This is a genomic window from Streptomyces indicus, assembly GCF_900100315.1.
Lineage (GTDB): Bacteria > Actinomycetota > Actinomycetes > Streptomycetales > Streptomycetaceae > Streptomyces > Streptomyces indicus.
Genome location: NZ_FNFF01000001.1, coordinates 382,665 through 406,193 on the forward strand (window position 1 = coordinate 382,665; position 23,529 = coordinate 406,193).

Here is a 23,529-nt window from a genome sequence, read left to right on the forward strand (position 1 = left end):
AGTCTCAACTCCCCTGCCGCTTGAGGACTTCGGCCAGCCCTGGCGCTTCACGGTCGCGCCGCGACATCAGGGCGGCGGGCAGCGGCCAGGGGATGGCGAGCTCCGGGTCGTCGAAGGCGATGGTCACGTCCTCGGCCGGGTCGTGCGGCCGGTCGATCTTGTAGGAGGTGTCGGCGGTGGCGGTCAGGGCCTGGAAGCCGTGGGCGCAGCCGGCCGGGATGTAGAGGGTGGTCTGGGTGTCTCCGGTGAGTTCGAAGAAGGCGCGGCCCAGGTACGTGGGCGAGTGCGGCCGCAGGTCGACGACCACGTCGAAGATCCGCCCGTACGAGCAGCGCACCAGCTTGGCCTCGCCCGCGCCGGAGCGCAGGTGCAGTCCGCGCAGGACGCCGCGTGTCGAGCGGGACAGGCTGTCCTGGACGAAGGCGCCCGGGTCGAGGCCCACCGAGCGCAGCACCTCGGCGTCGAACGTACGGCAGAAGAAGCCCCGTTCGTCGGTGTGCGGTGTGGGCTCGAACTGGAACGCCCCGTCGATCTCCGGGACTTCGAGTGCTTTCACGGGGCCTCCCGGCGGGTGTGGGTCCGAGTGAGCAGGGCGGTCAACTCCGCCCATTGGGCGTCGAGTTGGCGTACGACGGTCTCGTTGCGCTCGGCGAGGGTCCGCCGGATGTCGGGCGCCTGTTTCTCCAAGGCCCTGAACTGGTCGAGCAGTCGCTCGGCGTCCAGCTCGCCCGCGGGGTGGGAGTGCGCGGCGAGGCCCATGCGGTCCATGAGCGCGCGGCTCTTCGCGGCGTACCCGAGGGCGAGCGTCGGGGTTCCGGTGTGCAGGGCGCAGACCAGGTTGTGGTAGCGGGTCGCCACCACCGCGTCCGCGGCCGCCGTCTCCTTCATCAGGTCGGCGAGCGAGACAACTTCGGCCAGGCTGACCAGCGGTGAGTCCACGGCGTCGCGGATCGCGGCCGCCACGGGTGTGTCGCAGGTGTCGCCGGTGAGCAGCCGTACCGTCCTGCCTTCCTCGGCCAGCACCCGGACGAACCGGGTCACCCCGTCCACGTAACGTCGGTGGAGTACGGCCGCGCGGGCGCGGTCGTCGTTGCCGCCGTGGAAGTCCATGACGCCCACGCACACCGGTCCTGGCAGGCCCCCCGGCTCCGCAGGCGGCGGCGCCGGGAGCGCGAAGGCCAGGTCGGGGAAGACCTTGTCGCGCGCGGTGTCCACGCCCATCGACCGCAGCGCGTCGCGGGACAGGGTGTCGCGGTAGGAGCGGTACGCGGCCAGGCGTGCGGACCGGCGCACCAGGGCGCGCACCGGCCGGTCGCGGATCGTGTCCGCGCCGACGCCGACCAGGGCCACGGGCGTGCCGAGGAGCCGGCCGCTCGCGCAGAGCAGGAACAGCGCGTACGGGAAACCCCAGGGCCGCAGCGGCAGGGTGGCCTCCAGGACGCCCATGCCCGGCACGATCACCACGTCGTGACGGCGCACCCAGACGGCGGTGCGGACCGCGTCGACGAGCTTGCCGAGTCCCTTGCCCGCGACGGCACCCGCCCGCGACGCGGTCCGGTATTCGCCGCGGTACCAGTGCAGTCGAGTGGCGGGGATCCCGAAGCGCGCGGAGACGTTCTCGGGTCCGCCGCACAGCGCGTCCACGACCGCCTCGGGGTGCTGGGCCCTCAGGTATCCGAGGACGGCTTCCAGGGAGCCGTCGTTGCCGAGGTTGCCGGAGCCGAGGAGCCCGAACACCCCGACCCGTAAAGGAGATCCGGCCGTCATGCCTGCCTCCCTTCGCGGCCCGCGACCAGCGCGTCGATGGACACGTCGAACCGGTCGGCGTCCACCGGCGCGCGGTCCTCCACCCGCTCCCCCGCCCCCGGCCGCAGCCGGCTGGCCATCCATACGGCCAGGTGCCGGTAGCAGGCGCGGCGATCCGCCGGGGTGAGCGGTGCGCGGCGGATCGCGGAGGCGAAGCCCCAGACGTACTCGGCGAGCAGACGGGGCGTCGGGTGCAGCCGGCCGGCCCGGCGCGGGTCGAGGTTGACGCAGCGCGAGCGCTTGGAGGGGTTGGCCCGTTCGGCGCGGGTGGGGTGGTCGCGGCGGAAGTAGAGGAGTTCGGGCACCTGGTGGAAGGCGCCGTGCAGGGTGATCTCGGCGACGAAGGTGCGGTCGGCGTGGTGGTAGCTGTCGTGCGGCTTCACCTGCCGCAGCACGTCGGCGCGCATGACGCCGTAGAAGTCGTCGCCGCCGGGCTCGAAGAGCAGGCTGCGGAAGCGCTCGGGGGCGCTGGGCGAGTCGGTGTCGAGACCGTACGCGTAGGGCACCTTGACGCGGCCGTCGCCGTCGATGACCGCCTGGCCGGAGTGTGCGAGGACGATGTCGGGGCGTTCGTCCAGGGCCTCCACGCAGCGCTTGAGCAGGTCGCGGGCGTAGAGGTCGTCGTGCGAGGCCCACTTGAAGAGTTCGCCGCGGCACTCGGTGAACACGTAGTTGTGGTTGGGTGCGGCGCCGATGTTCTCCGGCAGCCGTATGTAGCGGATACGGGAGTCGCGTGCCGCGTAGCTGCGGCAGATCTCCCGCGTCCCGTCCGTCGAGGCGTTGTCGGAGATGACCAGTTCGAAGTTGTCGTAGGTCTGCCCGAGCAGGGCCTCGAGCGATTCGGCCAGGTACTGCTCGCCGTTGTAGACAGGCAGGCCGATGCTCAGCCGAGGGTGGGTGGTCATGGCGTCCTCACTTTGCTGATGGGGGGTGGGTGGTACTCCCGCAGGGCGGAGCGCATCTGCCACCACCACACGGCCGAGCCGCAGACGGTGGCGGCGGCGACGCCCCAGGCCGAGCCGACGGTGCCGCCCAGGGCCGCACCGCCGAGTCCTCCGCCGACGTAGCAGGCGGAGGCGAACAGCTGGCAACGCAGGCTGCGGCGCGCGGCGGCGAGCGCGCGCAAGCCGGACGCGGCGCCGATGCCGAGTCCGACGCCGGCGACGCCGAGGGCGGCGGGCACGATCAGTTCGGAGGCGGCGGGCCAGACGTCGCCGAGGACGAGTTCGCCGAGTCCGTCCGGTACGAAGAGGAGGGCGGCTCCCCACAGCAGCGCGGCGACCGCCTGGCCGAGGCTGAGCCACAGGCAGAAGGTGCCGAGCCGCCCGGGTGCCTGGCGCAGGACGCGTGCCGCCTCGGCGACGGTGACCAGCGACAGGCCCATCACCACGGCGAGGAAGGGGCCGAGGAGCAGTTCGGCGCCGCGGACCACGCCCACGGCGCCGACCCCGACGATCGCGCCGAGTCCGTAGGCGCGCAGCTGGGCCGCGCCGCTGACGCCGACGTTCTCGACGAGGTAGCGGTAGCCGAGGTCGCGGTGCTCGCGCAGCCAGGTGCGCAGCCCCGTGACGCGGGGCCGGATACGGGACTGGAGGCAGCCGTAGGCGGCGGCCGCCCCGGCGGATCCGCCCCAGGCGAGCACGAACGCGGTGACGCTGCCCACACGCGCCGCGAGCACCAGGGCCGGGACGAGCGCGATCCCCCACGCGAGGTCGTTGACGAACGCCTTGCGCCCATCGCCGGCGGCGAAGAACGTGAAGCGCCAGGCGTCCTGGAGGAGCAGTCCGGGCAGCACCAGGCCGAGTCCGGCGAAGGCGAAGCCGAGCCGGCCGCCGGCCGCCAGGCCCACGCCGAGGCTGAGGGCGCCGAGGGCGAGTCCTGTGCCGAGAGCGGTGCCGGTCGCGCGGGCCGAGGCCTCGCGCCACGACGGCTCCGGTACGCCGCTGAAGCGCACCACGAGCGGGTCGGTGGCGATGCCGCGAGAGACGCTGAGCACGACCCCGTAGGTCACCCAGGCCAGGCTGAACACGCCGAAGGCGGTCAGGCCGAGCGAGCGGGCGACGTAGATGCCCACCGCGAAGTTGGTCAGGCTGGAGGCCGCCTGGTCGGCGAGGCCCCAGGACAGCCGGCCCGCGACGGCGCGCCAGGCCGTGGGCCGGGCGTGCCGGGCCCGTGCCGCCGGCACCGCCTGCTCCTCCTCGGTGGTCATCGCCGTCATTCCTTGATCAGTTCGGCGCGGTGCAGTGCATCGGCCGCGGCGGCGACGACGGCGAAGGACAGCCCGGAGCGCTCGGCGATGTCGAGGAGGGTGTGGTCTCCGTCGGCGAGGCTGAGCACCCACAGCATCGCCATCTGCGCCTCCTTGGCGTCGCTGCGGCCGCCGAGTGCGTCGTACAGTCCGCGCCGGCCCAGCTGCGGTTCGCCGTACGGGCTGAGGTTGACGTAGCGGCGGTTGCGGTCGAGCAGGGCGAAGGCCTCGCGGCAGACGGCGAGGGTGTCCGCCATCGCCTCGGGCGAGACGAAGGCCGGGTTGTCGGCGGAGGTGTGGTACTCGGGGTAGCCGGCGTACGGGGTACGGCTGAGCGAGCCGACGCCCAGGTCGAACCCGGGCGAGCAGTACTGCCGTTCGTCGTAGCCGTAGGGGGTGAACTCGGCGACGCGGTGGGGGCGTTGAGATTCCCTGAGCACGTGCCGCAGGGCGCGGTCGATCTCCGCGTCGCCGCGTCTGCTCTGCTTGTACGTGAGCCGGCCCGGGTCGCCGGCGCAGGCGAGGACGAGCCCGTGCTTGATCCGGTCGATGCGTTCCTGGTTGCGGGCCAGCCAGGTGATCGCGCCGATGGTGCCGGGTGCGTAGATGAACCGGTAGGTGTAGTGCGGGGTGGTCGCGGCCAACTCCCGTGCCAGGAAGGTCGCGACGGCGATGCCGGCGAGGTTGTCGTTGGCGAGCGAGGGGTGGCAGACGTGGCAGGAGACGATCACCTCGTCGGCGGTCCGTCCGGGGATCACGTGCTCGGCGTAGGTGAGATGGCCGTCCTCGAGCGTGGAGTCGATACGGACCTCGTAGTCCCCGTCCGGCAGCGCGTCCAGGGTTTCCTGCGCGAGGCAGAAGCCCCAGTCGGGCTGGTAGTAACTCGTGCGGTACGGGACCCACTCGGGGTGGTCGGGCAGGGTGTGCAGGTGCGGGCGCAGTTCGGCGAGGGGCATCGTGGCCGAGACGGGCACGCTGTAGCCGAGCACGTGCAGGCTGGACGCGGCGAAGTCGATGACGCGGCGGCCGGTGGCGTCGGCGACGTAGGCGTCCCGGATGTTCCACTCCTGCGGGACGGTCCAGTCGAGCACCTGCGTGCCGGTCGGCACCTCGTGCACCCGCAGCGGCAGGTACTCCCCCACGATGTCCAGGGTGGCGCGTACGCCGTCGCCGGTGAGGGAGCGGCAGATCGGGTACAGCCGCTCCACCAGCGCGTGCATCTGCTCACCGGGAGAGGTCATCGGCGCCACCGCAGGGTGTCGTCCACGGATCCGGCGTCCGCGGCCCGGCGCAGCACGGCCAGGCGCGTGAACCGCTGCTCGAAGCCTTCGCGGGTCAGGCCGAACTCGCGGTAGGCGTCGGCGAGTTCGAGTGCGCCCTGCTTCACCGTCCACGTGCAGTCGAAGCCCTCGACCGCGGCGCGGAACCGGGAGAAGTCCACGCGGTAGGAGCGCGGGTCGGCGCCCGTCTCGCCCGTGATCACCACCTGTGCGCCGGCCACCGCCTCGGCGACCTGGTCGGCGATCTCGGCGACCGTGACGTTGTTGGTCTCGCTGCCGATGTTGAACGCCCGGTCGTGCACGGCCTCCCTGGGCGCGTCGAGGGCGGCCATGAACGCGCGGGCGATGTCTGCGGCGTGCACCAGCGGCCGCCACGGGGTGCCGTCGGAGAGCACACGCACCTCGCCGGTCAGCAGGGCGTGCCCGACCAGGTTGTTGAGCACGATGTCGGCGCGCAGCCGGGGCGAGAACCCGAAGGCGGTGGCGTTGCGCAGGTAGACCGGGGTGAAGTCGGAGTCGGCGAGGGCGTGCAGGTCGTCCTCGACGCGCACCTTGGACTCGGCGTACGGGGTCACGGGGCGCAGCGGCGCGTCCTCCGTCACGAGGTCGTCGCCGCCCGCCGCGCCGTACACGGAGCAGGTGGAGGCGTACAGGAAGCGCCGCACTCCGGCGTCCCGCGCCAGCCGCGCCAGCCGTACGGAGGCGTGGTGGTTGATGTCGTACGTGAGCTCGGGGGCGAGCGAGCCGAGCGGGTCGTTGGAGAGCGCGGCCAGGTGGATCACGGCCTCGACCCCGGCCAGGTGTTCGGCGGTGATGTCCCGCAGGTCGGTGCGGTGGCCCGGCGGGTCGTCGGGCGCGGGTCCGAGGACGCAGTCGGCGAAGAGTCCGGCGTCGAGGCCGGTGACCTCGTGTCCGGCGGCGGCGAGGACGGGTGCCATGACGGTGCCCAGGTAGCCCTGGTGTCCGGTGAGCAGTACGCGCACGGTTCAACCCCCCAGGTTGAGAACGAGTTTGGTGACGGCGAAGGCCTCGGCGTAGCGGGCGTGGCATTCGATGCCGCGGATCCGGGCGAGCCCGAGGAAGGCCTCCCGGTCGTACCAGGACCGGTGGTGCTGCGAGGGGTAGTGCTCCTCCAGGAGCCGCACCTTCTCCTCGGCGGTCTCGGGCGTGAGGGGCTGGTAGGCCACCGGGCGGCCGAGGTCGCCGTCCCATTTGGCGATCTCGTAGCCGAGGACGAGGTGGTCGCGGAACGCCGTGGTCATCAGCCGGGCGAGGCCGCGGTGGTCCTGGTGGGCGTCGTCGGTGCGCGGGGAGAGGACGAGGTCGGGTGCGGTCCGCAGGCGCAGCTCCTCGACGGCGGACTTGGCCTCCTCCCAGTGCGCGGGCATGCGTCCGTCGGGCAGCTTCAGGACGGTCAGGGCGAGTTCGGCGTCCGGGCAGAAGGCGGTGAGCGCGGCCTGCTCCTCCTGCTCGCGCGCGCTGCCGCCGCCGGACAGCACCAGGACGTCCACGCGCAGCCCGGGCCGTGCGCGGCACAGCGCGAGGAGGGTGCCGCCGGCACCGATGGCGATGTCGTCGCAGTGCGCGCCCACCGCCACCACGCGGTCCACGCCGCCCGCGGCGCCGAGCCGGATCACGCGCCCACCCCCGCGTGGTCCTGCTCCCACAGGGCCCAGGGGCGCTCGCCGCGCGTGTACGCGGCGTCGAGCGCGGCCCGTTCCTTCACGGTGTCGGTCGGTTTCCAGAAGCCGCGGTGCTGGTGGGCCACGAGCCGTCCGCGCTTGGCGAGTTGGGCGCAGCCGTCGGCGACGAGGTCGCCGTTCTCCGGTATGTGGTCGAAGACTTCCTGGCGGAGCACGAAGTAGCCGCCGTTCTCCCACAGCGGCAGTTCGCTCACGGCGGTGATGCCGCCCACGAGGCCGTCCTCGCCGAGGTCCACGCAGTGGAACGAGGACTGCGGGGGCACGACCATCATCGACGCGCCGGCGTCCCGCTTCTCGAAGGACTCGATCATCTCCGGCAGGGGTGCGTCGGTGAGCACATCGGCGTAGTTGGCGAGGAACATCTCGTCGCCGTCGAGGTGGTGGCGGACCCGGCGCAGCCGTTCGCCGATCGGGGACTCGATGCCGGTCTGCGCGAAGGTGATGGTCCAGTCGGCGATGTCGGTGGACAGGAGCTCGGTGCGGCCGCCGCGCAGCACGAAGTCGTTGGAGGTGGTCTCCTCGTAGTTGAGGAAGAAGTCCTTGATGTGGTGGGCGCCGTAGCCGAGGCAGAGGATGAACTCGGTGTGCCCGAAGTACGCGTAGTAGCGCATGACATGCCAGATCAGCGGGCGGGGCCCGACCATCGCCATGGGCTTGGGCACGTCGTCGGTGTCGCTGTTGCGCATCCGCATGCCGTAACCGCCGCAGAACAGAACGACCTTCATCGCGACGCCTCCACCACAATCAGTTCCGGTACGGGGAACACGAGACGGCCGCCCCACTCGTGCACGTATGCCAGCTGTTCGGTGAGTTCGGCCCGCAGGTTCCAGGGCAGGACGAGCACGTAGTCCGGCCGGTCGTCGGCGATCCGCTCGGGCGGCAGGATCGGGATGCGGGTGCCGGGCGTGTACCGGCCGTGCTTGTACGGGTTCCGGTCGACCGTGTACGCGAGCAGGTCGGGCCGGATGCCGCAGTGGTTGAGCAGGGTGTTGCCCTTGCCGGGGGCGCCGTAGCCGACGACCGTCTCGCCGCGCTCGGCGGCCTCGATCAGGAACTTGAGCAGGTCGCGCCTGACCTTGGCGACGCGGGCGGAGAATTCCGCGTACCCGGTCAACTCCTGGAGTCCGGCGGCCTTTTCCCGGGCGAGTACGTCGGCCACGCGCCGGCTCGGTTCACCGGCCGTCTCGGCAGGCCGGGCCCACAGGCGGATCGAGCCGCCGTGCGTGGGCAGCAACTCCACGTCCACGAGGGCGAGTCCGCCGCTGGCGAGCGCCCGGATCGCGGAGGCGACCGTGTAGTACTGGAAGTGCTCGTGGTAGATCGTGTCGTACTGGTTCTCCTCGATCAGCGTGAGGAGATGCTGCACCTCGACGGAGACCCAGCCGTCGTCGGCGACCAGGGCGCGCAGGCCTTGAGTGAAGCCGATGACGTCGGGGATGTGGGCGTACACGTTGTTCGCTACGACCAGGTCGGCCGGGCCGTGCTCGGCGCGCACGGCCGCGGCCGTCTCGGGGCCGAGGAAGGCGGTGAGGGTGGGCACGCCGTTGTCGCGGGCCGCGGCCCCGACGTTCACGGACGGTTCGATGCCCAGGCAGCGCATCCCGCGGTCCACCACGTGCTTGAGGAGATAGCCGTCGTTGCTGGCCACTTCGACCACGAAGGCCTCGGGTCCGAGCGCGAGCCGGTCCACGGCCTCCGTGACGAAGGTGCGAGCGTGCTCCACCCAGGAGGTCGAGTACGAGGAGAAGTAGGCGTACTCCTGGAAGGTCTCCTCGGGTGTGATCAGCGGCGGGATCTGGGCCAGCCAGCACTCCGTGCAGACCCGCAGGTGCAGCGGGTACGCGGGCTCCGGCCGGTCCAGCTCGTCCGCGGCGAGGAAACTCTCGCACGGCGGGGTCGCCCCCAGGTCGACCACGCTCGCGAGCGCGGCCGAGCCGCACAGTCGGCATCGAGTCATCTACTGCCCCCCATTGGTTCCGTCCCCCACTGTTCGGTTCACTGCTGTTCGGTTCACTGCTGTTCGGTTCACTGCTGTTCGGTTCACTGCTGTTCGGTTCACTGCTGAGCGCTTCATTGCTGAGCGCTTGACTGCTGAGCGCGGCCCGCGATGGCCGCGCGGTACCCCTCCTCCAGGCGCGCCAGGCCGACGGCCGGGCTGAAGCCCTGCTCGTAGCGGCGCCGGGCCGCCTCGCCCAGCTCCCTGTTGGTGTCCTCGTCGGCGGTGATCCGGCGCAGGCAGGAGGCGAGCGAGGCCGCGTCCCCCGGCCGGTGGAGCAGCCCTGTCCTGCCGTCCTCGACGAGTTCGGCGAACGCCCCGTGTCCGGCGGCGACCACGGGGACGCCCGCCGCCATCGCCTCCACGACGACCAGGCCGAAGGCCTCCAGCCAGGTCGAGGGCGCCACCACGGCCACGGCGCGCGCGACCGCCTCGCGGCATCCGTCCCGGTCGAGCAGGCCCGCGTACTGCACGTCCTCGCGACCCGCCGCCCAGGCGGTCACCTCCGCCTCCAGCGGGCCGGTTCCGGCGATCACCAGCGGGACGCCCGCTCCCCCACGCGCGGCGACCTCGTCCCACGCGGCCATGAGCAGCCGTACGCCCTTGGTCTCGGCGAGCCGGCCGAGGTAGAGCACGTACTCCCCCTCACCGGTGCGCGAACGGCCGGGCTCGGGAACGAAGTTGTGCTTGACCGCGAGGCGCCCGGCCGGCATCCCGGAGCGCACGAGCACGTCGCGCTGGGCGGCGGAGATGCAGAAGAAGCGGTCCACCCCCGACCACCAGCGGCGCCGGTTGAGCTGGAGACTCAGCGCGAGCGGCACGGTGGCCGCGCGCGAGTCCCGGTAGCAGCCGTGGCGCACGGCGGGCAGCGGCGCCCTGCCCACGCAGGCGGTGCAGGGGCGGCCGTCGCGCTGGAGCGTGCCCGGCGGGCAGATCTGCGTGTAGTTGTGCAGCGTGGCGACGACCGGCACGTCCACGTCGGCGCAGGCGGCGAGCACCGCGGGCGACAGGAGCGGGAAGACGTTGTGCACATGCACCACGTCCGGCCGGTCCGCGCGCAGCCGCGCGGCCAACTCCCTGCGCACGCGCGGGTTCCAGGGCACGAGCAGCGGCACCGCGGCCTTCGCGGGCAGGCTCATGCCTGCGATGTCGTCGCTGCGCCGCTCGAACATCTCGACGCGGTGGCCGGCCGCCCGCAGCAGCGCCGTCTCCTGGTCGACGACCTGGTTCTCGCCGCTCGGCTGGCCGGAGGAGTAGCGGTTGTGCACGACGAGGACATGCAGGCTCATGGCCGCCTCCGATCGCGGGCCCAGCGCGGGACCCGGTGGCGAGCAGATACGGGCGCGGCAGCCGTGAGGGGCAGGTCCGTGCGCTTCACGGGAGTCGCCAACAGCGAGGCCGCCAGGGCGAGATGGAGCAGATACGGCGAGGCGTCACCGAGTCCCGCCTCCGTGTACGAGGCGATGGCGCAGTAACTGATCAGGAAGATCGCGCAGGCCCGCTCCAGGGAGGGCGGCCGCAGCAGCGCGACCCCGCCGAGGACGAGGAGGAAGGCGGCCACGAGCGTGACCCCCGTCAGGCCCTGTTCGTGGTAGACGGACAGCCAGCTGTTGTCGATGGGCAGCCCGCCGAAGGACTTGTCGCCGAGCCCCACGCCGAAGAGCTGCTCGGAGACGGTGCGCGGCTCGGCGAGCAGGGCGTCCCAGACCTTCGCGCGGCCGGTGAGGCTGGTGAAGTACTCCTGGGTCTGGCCGCGCAGGAACCACGCCTCCAGGGCGGAGGCGAACCCCAGCACGGCCACCACGGCGCACACCACGGCCCAGGCGAAGAAGCGGCGGGCGGCCGCGCTGGTCAGGAGGAGCGAGCCGATCGCCAGGACGAGTCCGATGAGCAGCCCGAGCGTGGCGGTGCGGGTGTGGGTCAGGGCGAGCAGCGCCAGCGAGGGCACGACGATCACGGCCGCGCTCGCCCGGTCGGTGCGCCGGCCCATGAGCAGCAGCACGGTGAGGCCGGTGATGACGGCCGCGTACTGGCCGATCTGCGGGGGCGTCAGCGGCCACAACGCGCCGACGAGCCGTCCCCCGTACAGGTCGGGCATCGCCGCCCCCGGCGACAGAAGCAGACCGGCGGCCACCGAGCCGAGCACGGCGAAGTACATCCGGATGTGACTGCGCACGAAGGTCAGGCCGCCGTCCCACCAGCGCGTGAGCAGCCACAGGGTGGCCACGAAGAGCGCGAAGCGGCCGCAGCGGAACAGCGCGCCGAACCCGGACTCCAGCTCGGCGCTGGAGATCACGCTCGGCACGAGCAGCAGCGTGAGCAGCAGGACGTAGGCGCTGGGCCGCAGCCGGATCCGCGGGTTGAGGGCGAGCGCCAGGACGAACGCGAGCACCAGCGAACCCATCGTGACCATCTGGATGAGCGAACGGGGCAGCGGCACGATGGTCTGCGCACCCGCGGAGCCGAGGGTGTTGAGGATCAGCAGGCCCCAGACCACTCCGACGGTGCGCGGCGGCCCGGACGAATGCGCCGCGGTCGCCGGCTGCGCGTCGTCCACACGGGTTCCATGGGTCATGTCAGTCACCGCCCTTGGCGCGCAGGGTGCTGCCGGCGTCCTGCCCGTAGGGCTTGCCCTGCCACTTCTTGAAGGTCAGGACGCCGCTGGGGTCGTGCGCGACGAAGGTCCAGGGGCCGACGTACGCGTTGTCGTACCAGCGGTTGCCCTGCTGCAGCGTGATGGCCTCGGCCACCTTCTCGCCCTTGTACGGCGACCAGTCGGGATACGTGCCGTAGTTGGCGAGCAGCGCCATCCGGCCGCACTGCGCCTTGCACTTGACCACCGACGGGTTGAGCGAGAACAGGTTGTCGTGCACGACGACGCGCTGGGTCTTCCAGCGGCAGTCCGCGTACAACGGGTCCTTGGAGATGGCCGGTTGGGCGCAGCGCCCGATGTCCTTCACCAGACGGGTGCAGTCGCCCGACGAGGTGTTGGCGGGGCTGTTGCAGAAGCGGTCGGCGTTCTCCCACAGGGTGAGGCCGGACCAGTTGTCCTCCAGGACGTTCCGGTACACCTCGATCCGGTCCGTGCGGGCGGCGACGCGCGGTTCGCCGCCCGACTCGGACAGGTAGACCGTGGCGAACGGGAAGGTGTCGCCGCGGTCGGCGGCTCTGCGGCCCTCCACCCAGTTGTTGCGGCGGATCGTGTTGGTGCGGATGACCGCGTTGTAGCTGGTCTCGTAGATGAGCGCGGCACCGTCGTTGGCCTCGATCACGTTGCCCTCGATGCGGAAGTCGTTGTTGTTGGTGTCCGCCCACAGGCCGGTGCCGCGGTTGTCGTGCACCCAGTTCCCGCGGATGTCGGCGCCGTCGACCGCCCAGAACTTGGCGCCTCCGGTGCAGCCGCAGCCTTCCTTCTTGCGCTCCCAGTCGTCGGTGTTGTTGCCGGTGATCTCGTTGCCTTCGACGACCAGGTCCTTGACGGCGTTGCCGCTCTTGTAGGCGTTGAGGCCGTACTGGCCGTTGTCGCGCAGGCAGTTGGCGCGGACCACCTGGCGGGCGCCGGCCATCAGGCCCGCGCCGGAGTTCCGCTGGATGACGGCGTGCTCGATCACCCAGCCGTCGCCCGAGTCGTGGTTGACCACGCCCTGGTCGTGCGGGGCCACGAAGCCCTGCACGGTCAGGTGGCGGATCGTGACATCGGACGCGGTGCCGCCGAACGCGTACTGGTTGGTCCGCGCGCCGTCGAGCACGGCGCCCGGTGCGCCGAGGTAGGTGTTGCCCTTCTTCGGGATGACCTGGGCGTACCGGTCCGCTTCAAGGGTGTGCTTGCCGGGGCGCAGCCAGAAGGTGGTGCCGGCCGGGCTCCCCTTGGTCTTCGCGGAGAGGTCGCCGACCACGCCGGGGTCGACCGTCACGGCGCCCGCGGGAGCTTCGTTCGGACCGGGTTCCGGCTCGGCGCACACGCGGGCGCGCGCGGCGGCGGGCGCACCGGAGGTGGTGGGCGCCCCGGCCGGCTCGGCCGAGTCCTCCGGCGTGCCGGTGCAGCCGCCCGCCGCGAGCAGGACCAGCACCAGCGGGGCGGCCGGCCAGGTCCGGCGCCACCTCTTCGGTGCGGCCCCTCGCATCGGGCGCCACCACGTCATCCCCACGTCCTCTGTCTCCCTAGTCCTGGAACCTGAGTACGGTCGTGAACGCGCCCTTGCCGTCGGCGGCGCCGGTGCCGATCAGCGTGGTGGCCGGCTCCTTGCGGCCGAAGCCGGCGGAGTACCAGCCCAGCGGCGGGTCGGTCTTGCCTCGGTGGGCGCTCCAGCGCAGCTGGGCGGGCAAGTCGAGCACCGCCGAGCGGTCCTCGCCGTCGCGGGTCCAGGTGAGACGGGCCCGGTGGCCTTCGAGGTCCGCGGTGACGGACGGACCGAGGTGGAATGCCAGGTGCACGTCATGCCGGGAGCCGCCGTGCACCTCGTCCGTCACCGTCAACTCCCGGCGTTCCGCCACCAGTTCGACGTGGCGCCGGTGCATGGCGGGCCGGTAGCCGTCGTGCTCGGCGCTCCAGCGCACCACGGACGGATCCTCGGTCCGCACGGACAGGACCCGGGTCGCGGCCTGCCGCAGCCAGAGGAACGGGCCGCCGGATTCGGACTGGTCGGCGCCGTCGAGCCGCAGGGTGTTGTGGGCGAGTGTGGAGCGGAAGTAGCTCCGCCAGGCGGGCTCGCCGTGATAGCAGTACGTGCCCGGATCGGCGAGCACGTCCACGCCGTCCTGCCGCACCTCCACGGACAGGGCGTCGGCGTGGGCGTGCGCGGCGATGGACAGGAAGCCGTGCGGTCCGCCGTCGCAGCGGCACCAGATCCCCTCCGGGCCGCGCAGGATGGTGAGGCCCGCGTCGGCGAAGTGCGCCGGCCGTTCGCGCGGCCGCCGCACCCCGAGGTCCACGGGCTCGATGAGCGCGGCGAGCAGCTGGGTGCGCACATCGGTGCCCGTCACCTCGGGCCACCAGTCGAGCCGCCCGAACACGGCGGCCCCCGTGGCCAGGAGTGACCCCCACCGGTCGGTGCCCGCACCGTCGAGGACCAAGCCGTGGCCGTCGTCGGCGTCCCCTTGGCGCGGGGGCCGCAGCCGGTCGTCCACGACGGCCGCGAGCGCGTCGGTCATCCGCAGCAGTACGAGCCGTACGGTCGCGGGCACCTCCACCCCGGCGGCGTCCGCCTCGGCCAGGGCCGCGAGGCCCAGCTCAAGGACCAACCCGTGGTATTCGGTGGCGAGTTCGCGGTTGAGGCCGGAGAGGAAGGTGTTGGCGCGCAGGTTGCGGTCGAGGGACCGCAACGCCTCGGCGCGCCGGCGCGCGGAGTCGGGGAACCAGTCGAAGGCGCAGGCCGCGGCGAACTGCCCGGCGGCCTCGGCGATGACGTGGTTGTTCGCGGAGGATCCGCGGCTGGGGAAGGCGGCGAGCCAGCGCTGGTGGTGCCAGATCTGGTGGTGGGCCACCGGGTTGCGCTCGAACAGCTCGGCCGCGCCCGGCCACCCGTCGAGCAGCCGCCGGATCCACACCCACGACAGGAGCCGGATGCCCAGCTCGATACCGCTGATCCAGTGCACGCCGCGCAGGGGCGCGTTCGCCGCCCACCAGGACCGCAGATGCGCGGCCACCCGCTCGGCGTACCGGTCGTCGCCGGTCACGGCGTAGGCGGCGGCGAGCACGGTGAGGTACTGGTGGCGGGACGGCTCCCAGATCTGCTTGATGTCGCCGACCGCCTCCTCGTCGCGGTAGGGCAGCCCGAAGGCGTAGCCCCAGGGTGCGCGGCGCCCGGTCTTGGGGTCGTACCACCAGTCCGGTGCATCGAGGTCGTCGCGGACGACGCCGAAGAACTCGGCGTGCCCGGCCATCAGCCGGTCCGCCTCGGCGAGCAGGCGCTTCACGGCGTCCGGCGCGAGGGCGGTGAGCGAACCGGGCGGCAGGACCGCGGTGAAGCGGGCGCCGGCCACCCGCGGTCCCTCCGGGACCGTGCCGCGCCACCGCCGTCTGCGCACCGTGTCGCCCACCCGGCCCGCGACCTCCCGCGGCCCCATCCGGGACAGGCGCCGCAGATACCAGCCCGCACTCATCGTCATCGCGCCCTCGCCAGGGTCACGGGGGCTCCGGCGGTCAGTGCGGTCTGCACGGCGAGGGTGGCCGCGGTGGTGGCGGCGAGGGACTCCAGGGGCACGGGCATGGGCCCGCCGGTGCGCACGGCCCGTACGAACGCGGCCAGTTGGGCGTTCTGCCCCTTGTCCCGCGCCTTCGGCAGGCGGGAACTCACCCACCGCCTGCGGCCGTACACCGAGGCGCGCACGAAGTCGTCGAGGCGCAGCACCTTGCCGTCCGCGGCGAGGTCGAGGGTCTCCTTCGGGAAGGCGGAGGAGCCGGAGGTGACGTAGCTGAGCGTGGCGGTGGAGCCGTCCGGGTAGCCGAGGACCAGCTGCAGGTCGTCGTGGCCCGCGTCGCCCCTGCCGCCGGGGGTGCCCGTCGCGTACACCGAGACCGGGTCGGCGCCGAGCAGCCAACTGGCCGTGTCGATGAAGTGCCCGCCCTCGCCCGCGAACCGCGAGCCCTCGCTGCCCCGGCGCAGATACCAGCTGCCGTGTTCGAGGCGGCCCGCGTTGACGAGACAGCGCAGGCTCGCCGGTCCGGTGCGGGCGCCGAACCGCTCCTTGGCCTCGGTCAGGAGCGGTGCGAAGCGGCGGTTGAAGCCCACGTGCAGGCGGTCGTTGCCGGACTCCTCCACCGCTGCGAGCACCCTGGCGAGTTCCTCCTCGGTGAGGGCCAGGGGCTTCTCCACGAACACCGTCTTGCCCGCGAGCAGCGCCTGCCGGGTCAGGTCGGCGTGCGAGCTGTGCCGGGTGACCACGAACACCGCGTCGATGTCCTTGTCGCCGAGCGCCGCGTCGAGGTCGGTGGTGGCCTGCGCGAAGCCGAACTTGCGCTGCGCGTTGGCGGCGGACAGCGCCGTCGTGGTCACCACGGTGGACAGTTCGACGCCGTCGCGGCCTGTCAGATGCGGAAGCAGCATCGACGTGGCGTAGTTGCCCGCGCCGACGAACGCGAGGCGTACCGGGGCGCCGGCGGTGCGGAAGGGGCGCGGCTGTGGGTGCGCGGCGGGCACGGTGACCACGGGAGCTTCGGCCTTCGCCACCTCCTGCCCGGGATACCGGAACAGGACGGCGACGGCCTTCAACTCGCCCTCCTTCAGGCTCTCGTACGTCTCCACGGCGTCGTCGAAGGCGGCGACATGGGAGACGAGCGGATCCACGTCCACGCGGCCGCGGGCCATGAGGTCGAGGAAGCAGGCGAGGTTGCGGCGTTCGGTCCAGCGGACGTAGCCGATCGGGTAGTCGCGGCCCTCCAGCTCGTACTCCGGGTCGTAGCGCCCGGGTCCGTACGAGCGCGAGAAGCGGACGTCGAGCTCCTTCTCGTAGTACGCGTTCCACGGCAGGTCGAGGCGGCACTTGCCGATGTCGACCACGCGGCCGCGGTCGCGGCTCAACTGGGCGGCGAGCTCCACGGGTTGGTTGCTGCCGCCGCCGGCGGCCAGATACACCTGGTCGACGCCGTGCCCGTCGGTCAGCTCGGCGACCGCGTTCGCGACGGCGGCGGAGGCGGGGTCCCCGCAGGCCGCGGCGCCCAGCCGTGCGGCGAGCGCGCAGCGCGCCGGATCCGGGTCGGCGCCGACCACCCGTACCCCTGAAGCGGTCAGCAGCTGCGCCACCAGCTGCCCGATCAGGCCGAGGCCGATCACCAGGGCCACCTCGCCGAGCTGCGGCTCGCCCTGCCGCACCCCCTGGAGCGCGATCGAGCCGACGGTCCCGAAGGCCGCGTGCCGGGGGTCGAGGCCGTCGGGCACCTTGGCGTAGAGGTTCCCGGGCACCCAGTTCACCTCGGCGTGCAGCGCGTGCTCGTTGCCGGCGCAGGCCACGAGGTCGCCGACGGCCACGTCGTCGACCCCGGCGCCGACCTGCTCGACCACCCCGCACAGCGAGTAGCCGAGCGGGGTGTACGAGTCCAGCTTGCCCATGACCTTGCGGTACGTGGCCGGCACACCGTTCGTGGCCACGCTCTGCACGACCTTGGCCACCTGGTCGGGACGTGAACGGGCCTTGCCCACCATCGACATGCCGGCCTCGGAGACCTTCATCAGCTCGGTGCCGGTGGATATCAGCGAGTACGCGCTGCGCACGAGCACCCCGCCCGGCTTGCACCCCGGCACCGGCACGTCGAGCAGCGCCAGTTCGCCGCTCTTGTAGTTCTGCACTACCTGCTTCACTCGGATCCCCTGATTCCCGTGATTCCCCGGCCGATTGCCGTCATGGCCAGGCCGGTTGCCGTGTTTCCTACGCCGGTTGCCGTGTCCGCCCCGCGGCCCCGGAGGTCGCGTCGCGGTACCAGTGCTCGAGGGTCAGCACGTGCCACAGATGCTTGGAGAAGTCGTGCTGCCCGGCGGCGTCCGCGGCGGCCATCCGTGCCAGCGCCTCGCGCCGCAGGAACCCGGACTTCACCAGCAGCCCGTCCTCGACCACCTCCCGCACCAGCGGCGCCAGATCCCGGCTCATCCAGGCCCGCAGCGGCGCGCTGAACAGGCCCTTGGGCCGGTAGACGATCTCCTTGGGCAGGACCGACAGAGCCGCCTCCTTCAGGACGGCCTTGCCCTGCCGCCCGGCGACCTTCCGCCCGCCCGGGAACGCGAAGGCCGCCCTGACCACTTCCGTGTCCACGTACGGCACCCGCACCTCGGTGGACGCGGCCATGCTGGAGCGGTCCGTGTACGCGAGGTTGAGGCCCGGCAGGAACATCCGGGCGTCGCCCAGGCACATGCGGTTCACGAAGTCGTCGAGCTCGTTGTCCCGGTAGGTGTCCGCGTGCTCGGTGAGCACGTCGTCCACGGCCGGCGTCAGCTCCGGGTCGAGCAGGTCGAGCAGCTCCTGCCGGCCGTAGAGGGTGTAGCTGCGCCGGAACGCGGTCTCCTCCGGCAGTTCGGCGAAGGACAGGAACCGCTTCGCGAAGCGCACCGAGCGCAGCCCGCGCCGGCGCGTGGCGACGGGCAGCCTGCCGACCACCGCCGACACCCCGCGCCGCAGCGGGCGCGGGACGCGCTGGTAGCGCAGGGCCAGCAGGTTGGCCAGGTGCTTGCGGTAGCCGGCGAACAGCTCGTCGGCGCCCATCCCGGAGAGCAGCACCTTGACCCCGGCCTCGCGGGCGGCCGTGCAGATCAGATACGTGTTGATCGCGGCCGGGTCGCCGATCGGCTCGTCCAGGGCGTAGGTCATCCGCGGCAGCAGATCGAGGACGTCCGGGGCGATCTCGATCTCGTGCAGCTCCACGCCGAAGCGCGCGGCCACCTGCCGGGCGTATCGCAGGTCGTCGGGCATCGCCTCGAAGCGGGCGTCCTCGGCGCGGAATCCGATCGTGTAGGCCGCGATGCCGGGCCGGTGGCGGGCGGCCAGGGCGGTCAGATAGCTGGAGTCGAGGCCGCCGGAGAGGAAGGTCGCGACCGGGACGTCGGCGAGCAGGTGCTTCCGTGTCGACTCCTCGACGACGGCCGCGAGGTCGGGCGCCGCGGTGTGGCTCGCCTCGAGCGCGACATCCCGCAGGTTCCAGTAGCGGCCGCGCGCCACGCCGCCGTCGGGCCGGATCCGCAGCCAGCTGCCGGGCGGCAGCTTCTCCGCCTCGCGGTAGGCGCACCGCGAGTCCGGCACCCAGTAGTAGAGCAGCGAGGCCACCAGGGCGGCGGGGTCCGGGCTCAACTCCGTGACGGCGGCCAGCGCCTTGAGCTCGGAGGCGAACACCAGGCCCTCGCCGCGCCGCAGCAGGAACAGCGGCTTGATGCCCAACTGGTCGCGGGCGAGCACCAGTTCACCGGTGCGCTCGTCGTAGACCCCGAACGCGAACATGCCGCGCAGCCGCGGCAGGCAGTCCGTGCCCCAGCGCCGCCAGGCCTCGAGGACCACCTCGGTGTCGGAGGTGCCGCGGAAGCGCACCCCGGCGGCTTCGAGTTCGGCGCGCAGTTCGGGCGCGTTGTAGAGCTCTCCGTTGTACGTGAGGACGAGGGCGTCCTTGGCCATCGGCTGCGCGCCCGTCCCGGACAGGTCGACGATCGCCAACCGCCGGTGTCCCAGGTGGACTTCGGCGTCCCCCGCGCTGTGGCTGTACGTGCCCGAGCCGTCCGGGCCGCGGTGCGCGAGGGTCTCGGTGAGCCGGTCCGTGACGGCCTTGCCGTCCGGCCAGCGGTAGGTGCCCGCGATGCCGCACATGGTTACCGCCCTTCCTGGTCGCTGTCGGGCACCCGTACGACCCAGGGCTGCCGCTCCGCGTGCGGCAGGCCGGTGCCGTTGCGCCGGGCGGGCGGAATCGTGCCGCGCGCCCGCAGCGCGGTCTGTTCGGCGTCCCAGAGCGTGCCGTCGGTCCGGTCGCGCGGATCGGGGTCGATGAGCACCACGCCGAGCACCGGGATGCGCTGGTCGGCGAGTTGCCGGGCCACGGTGTGCAGCCAGGCGGCACTGGCGTGTCCGGCGCGCACGACGAGCACGGCCCGGGTGCCGAGGTGGCGCAGGTCGGTCCACGCGGTGCCGGGGGCCACCGAACCGACGCCGATCGTGCGCATCTGCTCCGGCACGGTCGCGAGTTGGTCGCCGGCGACGACGGTGGGACCGCCCGGCTTGTGCCGGCGGGCGGCGAGCTGCCGCCCGGGCAGGTCGTCGACGAGCACGACCGGTCTGTCCGGTGCGAGGGCGTCGGCGAGGTCGCGGGCGATCACTCCCGTGCCGCGCGCGCTGCCCAGTTCCAGGAGCGACACCGGTTCCGCGGAGCCGCGTACCGTGCGGGCGAGGGTGGTGGTGAGCCGGGCGCGCGCCGTGCGGGTGCGGGCGCGCTGCCAGGGCCTGGACGGCCGCAAGGAGGGGCGGCGCAGTTCGGCGATGACCGAGGCGCCGAGGTGGGCGGCGATCGCCCGGCGCAGCACGGGCCGGTCCGCGACCACCGCGGTGACCGCCGCGAGCGCGATGCCGAGGACGAGCCCGAGGACGAGGCCGATCCCGGCGTTGGTGGCGGCGGTCCTGGGCAGCGAGTGCTCCACCGCGCGCGCCGCGTCCACGATCTGGGTGCCCGCGACGAGACGGGGCGTGCCCAGCCGTGCTTCTTCCGCGCGCTGGTCGAAGTCGGCGATGCGCGAGGTGAGTTCGGCCCGGCGCGCGAAGAGCGACTCCTGCTCGGGCCCGGTCTCCGGCGTCTCGTCACCGATCTCCTCGTTGACCTCGGCGAGGCGGTCGCCCATCCGGTCGCGCTGGCGCAGCAGCGCCTCCGCCTCGGCCTCCGCCGCCTCCCGTATGCGCCGTACGTGGTCCGCGACGAACGCCTCGGCCAGCGCTTTCGCCCGCGTCACGGCCTCGGCGTCGCTCGCGCCCGTCACCTTGATCTGCAGCAGGTTGTTGGTGAGGCCGAGTCCTTCGTAGTCCGCCATGAAGTCCTCGGGGCGTTCGGCCGAGTCCAGCGAGGCAAGGGCCGCGTCCGCGATGCGCGTGGTCTTCAGGAGGGCGGCGTCGGTCCGGATGAGGGTGCCGGGATCGTTGGGCTGGTCCGCCTCGTGGGCCACGAGCACGGTGGTCACCGCGGTGGGCGGGGGCGGCATCAGGACCGCCACCGCCGCACCGGCGACCAGCCCGAGCAGGGCGACGAAGCACCAGAAGCGGCGCCTCCTGCGCACCGCCACCACCAGCGACTGGAGGTCGATGAGCGGCGTGGCGTCCGACGGCTCGGGCGGCACGCGCGTCGTGTCCGGTGTGCCGGTCGGGTGCGTCCTGCGCGTCGTCACGAGGCGCCTCCCCTCGTGTCCGCGCCGACCGCGACGGGTGCGGCGCCTTGTGGTGCGCGGCCGTCCGCGCCGGCCGTACGGGAGCGGACCGCCGCGGCCACCACGGCGCCGACGAGCTCGTGCCCGGCGTCCGCACAGGACTCGGCGACCGCGGCGAGATCGCCCGCGGTCCAGGTGCCGGCGCCGAGCACGAGCACCGCGCCGGCCTCCGTGCCGCGGTCCGGCACCAGCGGCCGGACCATCGAGACACCGGTGACGTGCAGCAGCGGGTCGTCCCCGGCCTCGGCGGCCAGCCGCAGGGCGGCGCGGCTGGCCACACCGTCGCCGTCCGGTACGAGCGCGAGCAACGGGCGCCCGGAGCTTGGCAGTCGGTCCCGCAGCCGTCCGCACACCCGCCCGTAGCGGATCCGGCGGGCCTCCTCGCCGCCCGACGCCTGAAGGGTGGGGAGGTCCCAGCGGGTGTCGAGGCCGAGGATGCGGCGCGTGCGGGCCCGTGCCCCGCCGTGCTCCGTCTCCTCGGCGGAGCGCTCCCCCGGCACGTCGACGGTGCCGAGGACCGGGCAGCCGAGGGCCGCGGCGATCTCCGCCTCGGTCCGCGGCCGCCGGCCGACGCGTGCGGCCGCGAGGTGGCCCACGACGGCGACGAGCAGGAAGAGCAGGGCCCCGCCGGCGATGAACTGCACGCGCGTCGGCGGTGCTTCGCCCGCCGGTCGCGCGGCCGGACCCATCACGACCATGTTGGCCCGGTTGAGCGCGGGGTCGACCTCGTCCAGCTTCTCGATGGACTCCTGAAGGGCGGTACGGAGCTTCTCCAGCTCGGTGCGGCCCTGCACGCTCTCCACGCTCTGGCCCGGGTCGGCGGCCTTCGCCAGTTCGGTGATGCGCCGGCTGGTCTGCACGACCAGCTTCTTGAGCGCCTCGGGCTGCAGGGCGGCGTCGGGGTCGGTGGTGTCGCCGGCGAGGCGTGCGGCGTACGCGACGTAGTCCTTGGCCACCTGGTCGGCCAGCCGCTGGGCCCGCTCCGGAGTCTCCGCGGTGCCCGAGACCTTGATGATGTTGCCTTCGCTGACCTTGGCGGCCACCCGGTCCTTCAGGTCCCCGCCGTTGCCGCCGGACCGGCGCAGTGCGGCCGCCGAGCGGTCGAGGACCGCCGAACTGGTCGCGATCTCCGCCTGGGTGAGCAGCTCGCGCTCCTCCCACTGGCCGGACAGGAGCACGGACGCGGAGGTGGTGTAGCGCGGCGGGAACACCACGGACAGGCCGAGGCCGACGAGTGCGCCCACGAGGGTGAGGACGGCGAGCAGCCGCAGGCGGCGCCGGACGACCCGCCCGACCGTGGCGAGGTGTATCGCTTCATCGTGCACGGCGCGGCCCCCTGTGCACCCGGACGGCATCGCCTGCCGATGGCGCGGTGCGGCTTCTGCACGCGGCTTCGTAGGCGGCGAGCAGGGCGCGCTGGGAGTGGGACCAGGACAGCTCCCCGCCGATCCGCTCCTGCCCGGTCTTGCCCATCCGGGCCCTGAGGTCCGGGTCGTCGAGGAGCTGGGCGATGCACCGGGCGAACGCGCTCTCGTCGTCGGCGGGCGCGTAGAGGGCGGCCTCCCCGGCCGAGACCCGCGCCTCCTTCAGCTCGAACGAGACGATCGGGCGGCCCATCACCATGTACTCCAGGACCTTGTTCATGGTCGACACGTCGTTGAGCGGGTTGTGCGGGTCGGGCGAGAGGCACACGTCCGCGGTGGAAAGGTGGCGGGCGAGGTCGGCGTCGGGGATCCGGCCGGTGAACTCGACCCGGTCGTCGAGGCCGAGGCTGCGGGAGAGGTTCACCATGGCGTCGAAGGTGTCGCCGCCGCCGATGAACACGGCGTGCCAGTCGGTGCGGCCGAGTTCGTCGCGGAGCTTCGCGAGGGAGCGCAGCGCGTAGTCCACGCCGTCCTGCGGGCCCATCACGCCCAGGTAGCACAGGAGATGGGGCCGGCCGCGCTTCAACTCCGGTTCCGGCGGGACGGGTTGGAACCGCTTCGTGTCGGGTGCGCTGCGCACCACGAACACGTCCTCGGGGCGCTTCCCGCCACGGGCGAGCGCCACGTCCCGGTAGCTCTCGTTGGTGGCGAGGACGATGTCCGCGGCCCGGTAGGTGCGGCGTTCCAGTGCGCACACGGCCCGGTAGAGGAGGTCCTTGCCGCGGTCGAAGCGCGAGAGGTACAGCTCCGGTACGAGGTCGTGCTGGTCGAAGACGAAGCGGGCGCCACGCCGCTGCAGCCACCGCGCCGTCAGGAACAGCAGGTCGGGCGGGTTGCAGGCGTGCACGACGTGGACGGGCCCGATCTTGCGGGCGAGACGGGCGGTGTGCCACAGCGCGGTTCCGTATTCGCGCAGATAGCCGGCCGGCCCTCCGGTGGCGGCGCGCAGCGGGTAGCGGTGGATCCGTATCCCGTCGATCACGGCTTCCGGTTCGGTGTCGCGCTTCTCGCCGCGCGGGCAGATGACGTGCACCTCCCAGCCGGCGTCGCGCAGGGTGGTGCACTCCTGCCAGACGCGCCGGTCGAACGGCACGGACAGGTTCTCGACGAGGATCAGCGCCCGCCGGGGCCGACGCCCCGCGTGGGCGGCCGCCCCGTTCGACAGAGCGTGGGTGGACGAAGCGTTCTCGGACAAG

Annotated in this window: 18 protein-coding genes; all 18 read right to left on the bottom strand. The window is 72.8% G+C overall.

Annotation, left to right across the window (positions count from 1 at the left end):
* Nucleotides 1-4 precede the first annotated feature (4 nt).
* Nucleotides 5-556 carry a dTDP-4-dehydrorhamnose 3,5-epimerase family protein gene (locus BLT97_RS01755; protein WP_093606841.1) on the bottom strand — a complete coding sequence of 184 codons (552 nt, stop codon included), beginning with the start codon at nucleotides 554-556 and terminating at the stop codon, nucleotides 5-7.
* Nucleotides 553-1,767: a polysaccharide pyruvyl transferase family protein gene (locus BLT97_RS01760; protein ID WP_093606842.1), complete on the bottom strand. Its 1,215-nt coding sequence runs from the start codon at nucleotides 1,765-1,767 to the stop codon at nucleotides 553-555. Before BLT97_RS01760 ends, BLT97_RS01755 begins: the two co-directional genes overlap by 4 nt.
* Nucleotides 1,764-2,711 (bottom strand): glycosyltransferase family 2 protein, encoded by a 948-nt coding sequence (locus tag BLT97_RS01765; protein ID WP_093606843.1) that lies wholly within the window; start codon nucleotides 2,709-2,711, stop codon nucleotides 1,764-1,766. Before BLT97_RS01765 ends, BLT97_RS01760 begins: the two co-directional genes overlap by 4 nt.
* A complete protein-coding gene (locus BLT97_RS01770) occupies nucleotides 2,708-4,024 on the bottom strand; it encodes an MATE family efflux transporter (RefSeq protein ID WP_093606844.1) in 1,317 nt (438 codons plus the stop codon). Before BLT97_RS01770 ends, BLT97_RS01765 begins: the two co-directional genes overlap by 4 nt.
* Nucleotides 4,021-5,304 (bottom strand): DUF4910 domain-containing protein, encoded by a 1,284-nt coding sequence (locus BLT97_RS01775; RefSeq protein ID WP_176953598.1) that lies wholly within the window; start codon nucleotides 5,302-5,304, stop codon nucleotides 4,021-4,023. The genes BLT97_RS01770 and BLT97_RS01775 overlap by 4 nt, the downstream gene beginning before the upstream one ends.
* On the bottom strand, nucleotides 5,292-6,317 hold the full coding sequence (locus BLT97_RS01780; protein WP_093606845.1) for an NAD-dependent epimerase/dehydratase family protein: 1,026 nt from the start codon (nucleotides 6,315-6,317) through the stop codon (nucleotides 5,292-5,294). The genes BLT97_RS01775 and BLT97_RS01780 overlap by 13 nt, the downstream gene beginning before the upstream one ends.
* A gap of 3 nt (nucleotides 6,318-6,320) precedes the next feature.
* Nucleotides 6,321-6,971 carry a PIG-L deacetylase family protein gene (locus tag BLT97_RS01785; RefSeq protein WP_093606846.1) on the bottom strand — a complete coding sequence of 217 codons (651 nt, stop codon included), beginning with the start codon at nucleotides 6,969-6,971 and terminating at the stop codon, nucleotides 6,321-6,323.
* Nucleotides 6,968-7,762, bottom strand: a complete 795-nt coding sequence (locus tag BLT97_RS01790) for a sugar phosphate nucleotidyltransferase (protein WP_093606847.1) — start codon at nucleotides 7,760-7,762, stop codon at nucleotides 6,968-6,970. Before BLT97_RS01790 ends, BLT97_RS01785 begins: the two co-directional genes overlap by 4 nt.
* Complete coding sequence (locus tag BLT97_RS01795; RefSeq protein ID WP_093606848.1) at nucleotides 7,759-8,994, bottom strand: class I SAM-dependent methyltransferase; 1,236 nt, start codon at nucleotides 8,992-8,994, stop codon at nucleotides 7,759-7,761. Before BLT97_RS01795 ends, BLT97_RS01790 begins: the two co-directional genes overlap by 4 nt.
* A gap of 113 nt (nucleotides 8,995-9,107) precedes the next feature.
* Nucleotides 9,108-10,316 carry a glycosyltransferase gene (locus BLT97_RS01800; RefSeq protein WP_093607695.1) on the bottom strand — a complete coding sequence of 403 codons (1,209 nt, stop codon included), beginning with the start codon at nucleotides 10,314-10,316 and terminating at the stop codon, nucleotides 9,108-9,110.
* A 2-nt stretch (nucleotides 10,317-10,318) separates the two neighbouring features.
* Nucleotides 10,319-11,608, bottom strand: coding sequence for an O-antigen ligase domain-containing protein (locus BLT97_RS01805; RefSeq protein WP_245769089.1), 1,290 nt, complete (start codon nucleotides 11,606-11,608; stop codon nucleotides 10,319-10,321).
* A 1-nt stretch (nucleotide 11,609) separates the two neighbouring features.
* The gene (locus BLT97_RS01810; protein WP_245769090.1) at nucleotides 11,610-13,175 is read right to left on the bottom strand and encodes a right-handed parallel beta-helix repeat-containing protein; all 1,566 of its coding nucleotides are present in this window, start codon (nucleotides 13,173-13,175) and stop codon (nucleotides 11,610-11,612) included.
* 19 nt (nucleotides 13,176-13,194) lie between these two features.
* Nucleotides 13,195-15,141, bottom strand: a complete 1,947-nt coding sequence (locus BLT97_RS01815; protein ID WP_093606850.1) for an alginate lyase family protein — start codon at nucleotides 15,139-15,141, stop codon at nucleotides 13,195-13,197.
* On the bottom strand, nucleotides 15,138-17,330 hold the full coding sequence (locus BLT97_RS01820) for a bi-domain-containing oxidoreductase (RefSeq protein WP_093606851.1): 2,193 nt from the start codon (nucleotides 17,328-17,330) through the stop codon (nucleotides 15,138-15,140). The genes BLT97_RS01815 and BLT97_RS01820 overlap by 4 nt, the downstream gene beginning before the upstream one ends.
* A gap of 67 nt (nucleotides 17,331-17,397) precedes the next feature.
* Complete coding sequence (gene asnB / locus BLT97_RS01825; RefSeq protein ID WP_093606852.1) at nucleotides 17,398-19,314, bottom strand: asparagine synthase (glutamine-hydrolyzing); 1,917 nt, start codon at nucleotides 19,312-19,314, stop codon at nucleotides 17,398-17,400.
* Nucleotides 19,315-19,316: 2 nt separating this feature from the next.
* The gene (locus BLT97_RS01830; RefSeq protein WP_425442629.1) at nucleotides 19,317-20,870 is read right to left on the bottom strand and encodes a Wzz/FepE/Etk N-terminal domain-containing protein; all 1,554 of its coding nucleotides are present in this window, start codon (nucleotides 20,868-20,870) and stop codon (nucleotides 19,317-19,319) included.
* Complete coding sequence (locus BLT97_RS01835) at nucleotides 20,867-22,234, bottom strand: YveK family protein (protein WP_093607699.1); 1,368 nt, start codon at nucleotides 22,232-22,234, stop codon at nucleotides 20,867-20,869. The genes BLT97_RS01830 and BLT97_RS01835 overlap by 4 nt, the downstream gene beginning before the upstream one ends.
* Nucleotides 22,224-23,498: a glycosyltransferase family 4 protein gene (locus BLT97_RS01840; RefSeq protein ID WP_093607698.1), complete on the bottom strand. Its 1,275-nt coding sequence runs from the start codon at nucleotides 23,496-23,498 to the stop codon at nucleotides 22,224-22,226. Before BLT97_RS01840 ends, BLT97_RS01835 begins: the two co-directional genes overlap by 11 nt.
* Between the last annotated feature and the right edge of the window lie 31 nt (nucleotides 23,499-23,529).

What these genes read in the sequence shown, in the direction of transcription:
- BLT97_RS01795 (WP_093606848.1), bottom strand. Translation starts at nt 8,994, where the DNA reads ATGACTCGATGCCGACTGTGCGGCTCGGCCGCGCTCGCGAGCGTGGTC.
- asnB (WP_093606852.1), bottom strand. Translation starts at nt 19,314, where the DNA reads ATGTGCGGCATCGCGGGCACCTACCGCTGGCCGGACGGCAAGGCCGTC.
- BLT97_RS01765 (WP_093606843.1), bottom strand. Translation starts at nt 2,711, where the DNA reads ATGACCACCCACCCTCGGCTGAGCATCGGCCTGCCTGTCTACAACGGC.
- BLT97_RS01790 (WP_093606847.1), bottom strand. Translation starts at nt 7,762, where the DNA reads ATGAAGGTCGTTCTGTTCTGCGGCGGTTACGGCATGCGGATGCGCAAC.
- BLT97_RS01770 (WP_093606844.1), bottom strand. Translation starts at nt 4,024, where the DNA reads ATGACGGCGATGACCACCGAGGAGGAGCAGGCGGTGCCGGCGGCACGG.
- BLT97_RS01760 (WP_093606842.1), bottom strand. Translation starts at nt 1,767, where the DNA reads ATGACGGCCGGATCTCCTTTACGGGTCGGGGTGTTCGGGCTCCTCGGC.
- BLT97_RS01810 (WP_245769090.1), bottom strand. Translation starts at nt 13,175, where the DNA reads ATGACGTGGTGGCGCCCGATGCGAGGGGCCGCACCGAAGAGGTGGCGC.
- BLT97_RS01815 (WP_093606850.1), bottom strand. Translation starts at nt 15,141, where the DNA reads ATGACGATGAGTGCGGGCTGGTATCTGCGGCGCCTGTCCCGGATGGGG.
- BLT97_RS01805 (WP_245769089.1), bottom strand. Translation starts at nt 11,608, where the DNA reads ATGACCCATGGAACCCGTGTGGACGACGCGCAGCCGGCGACCGCGGCG.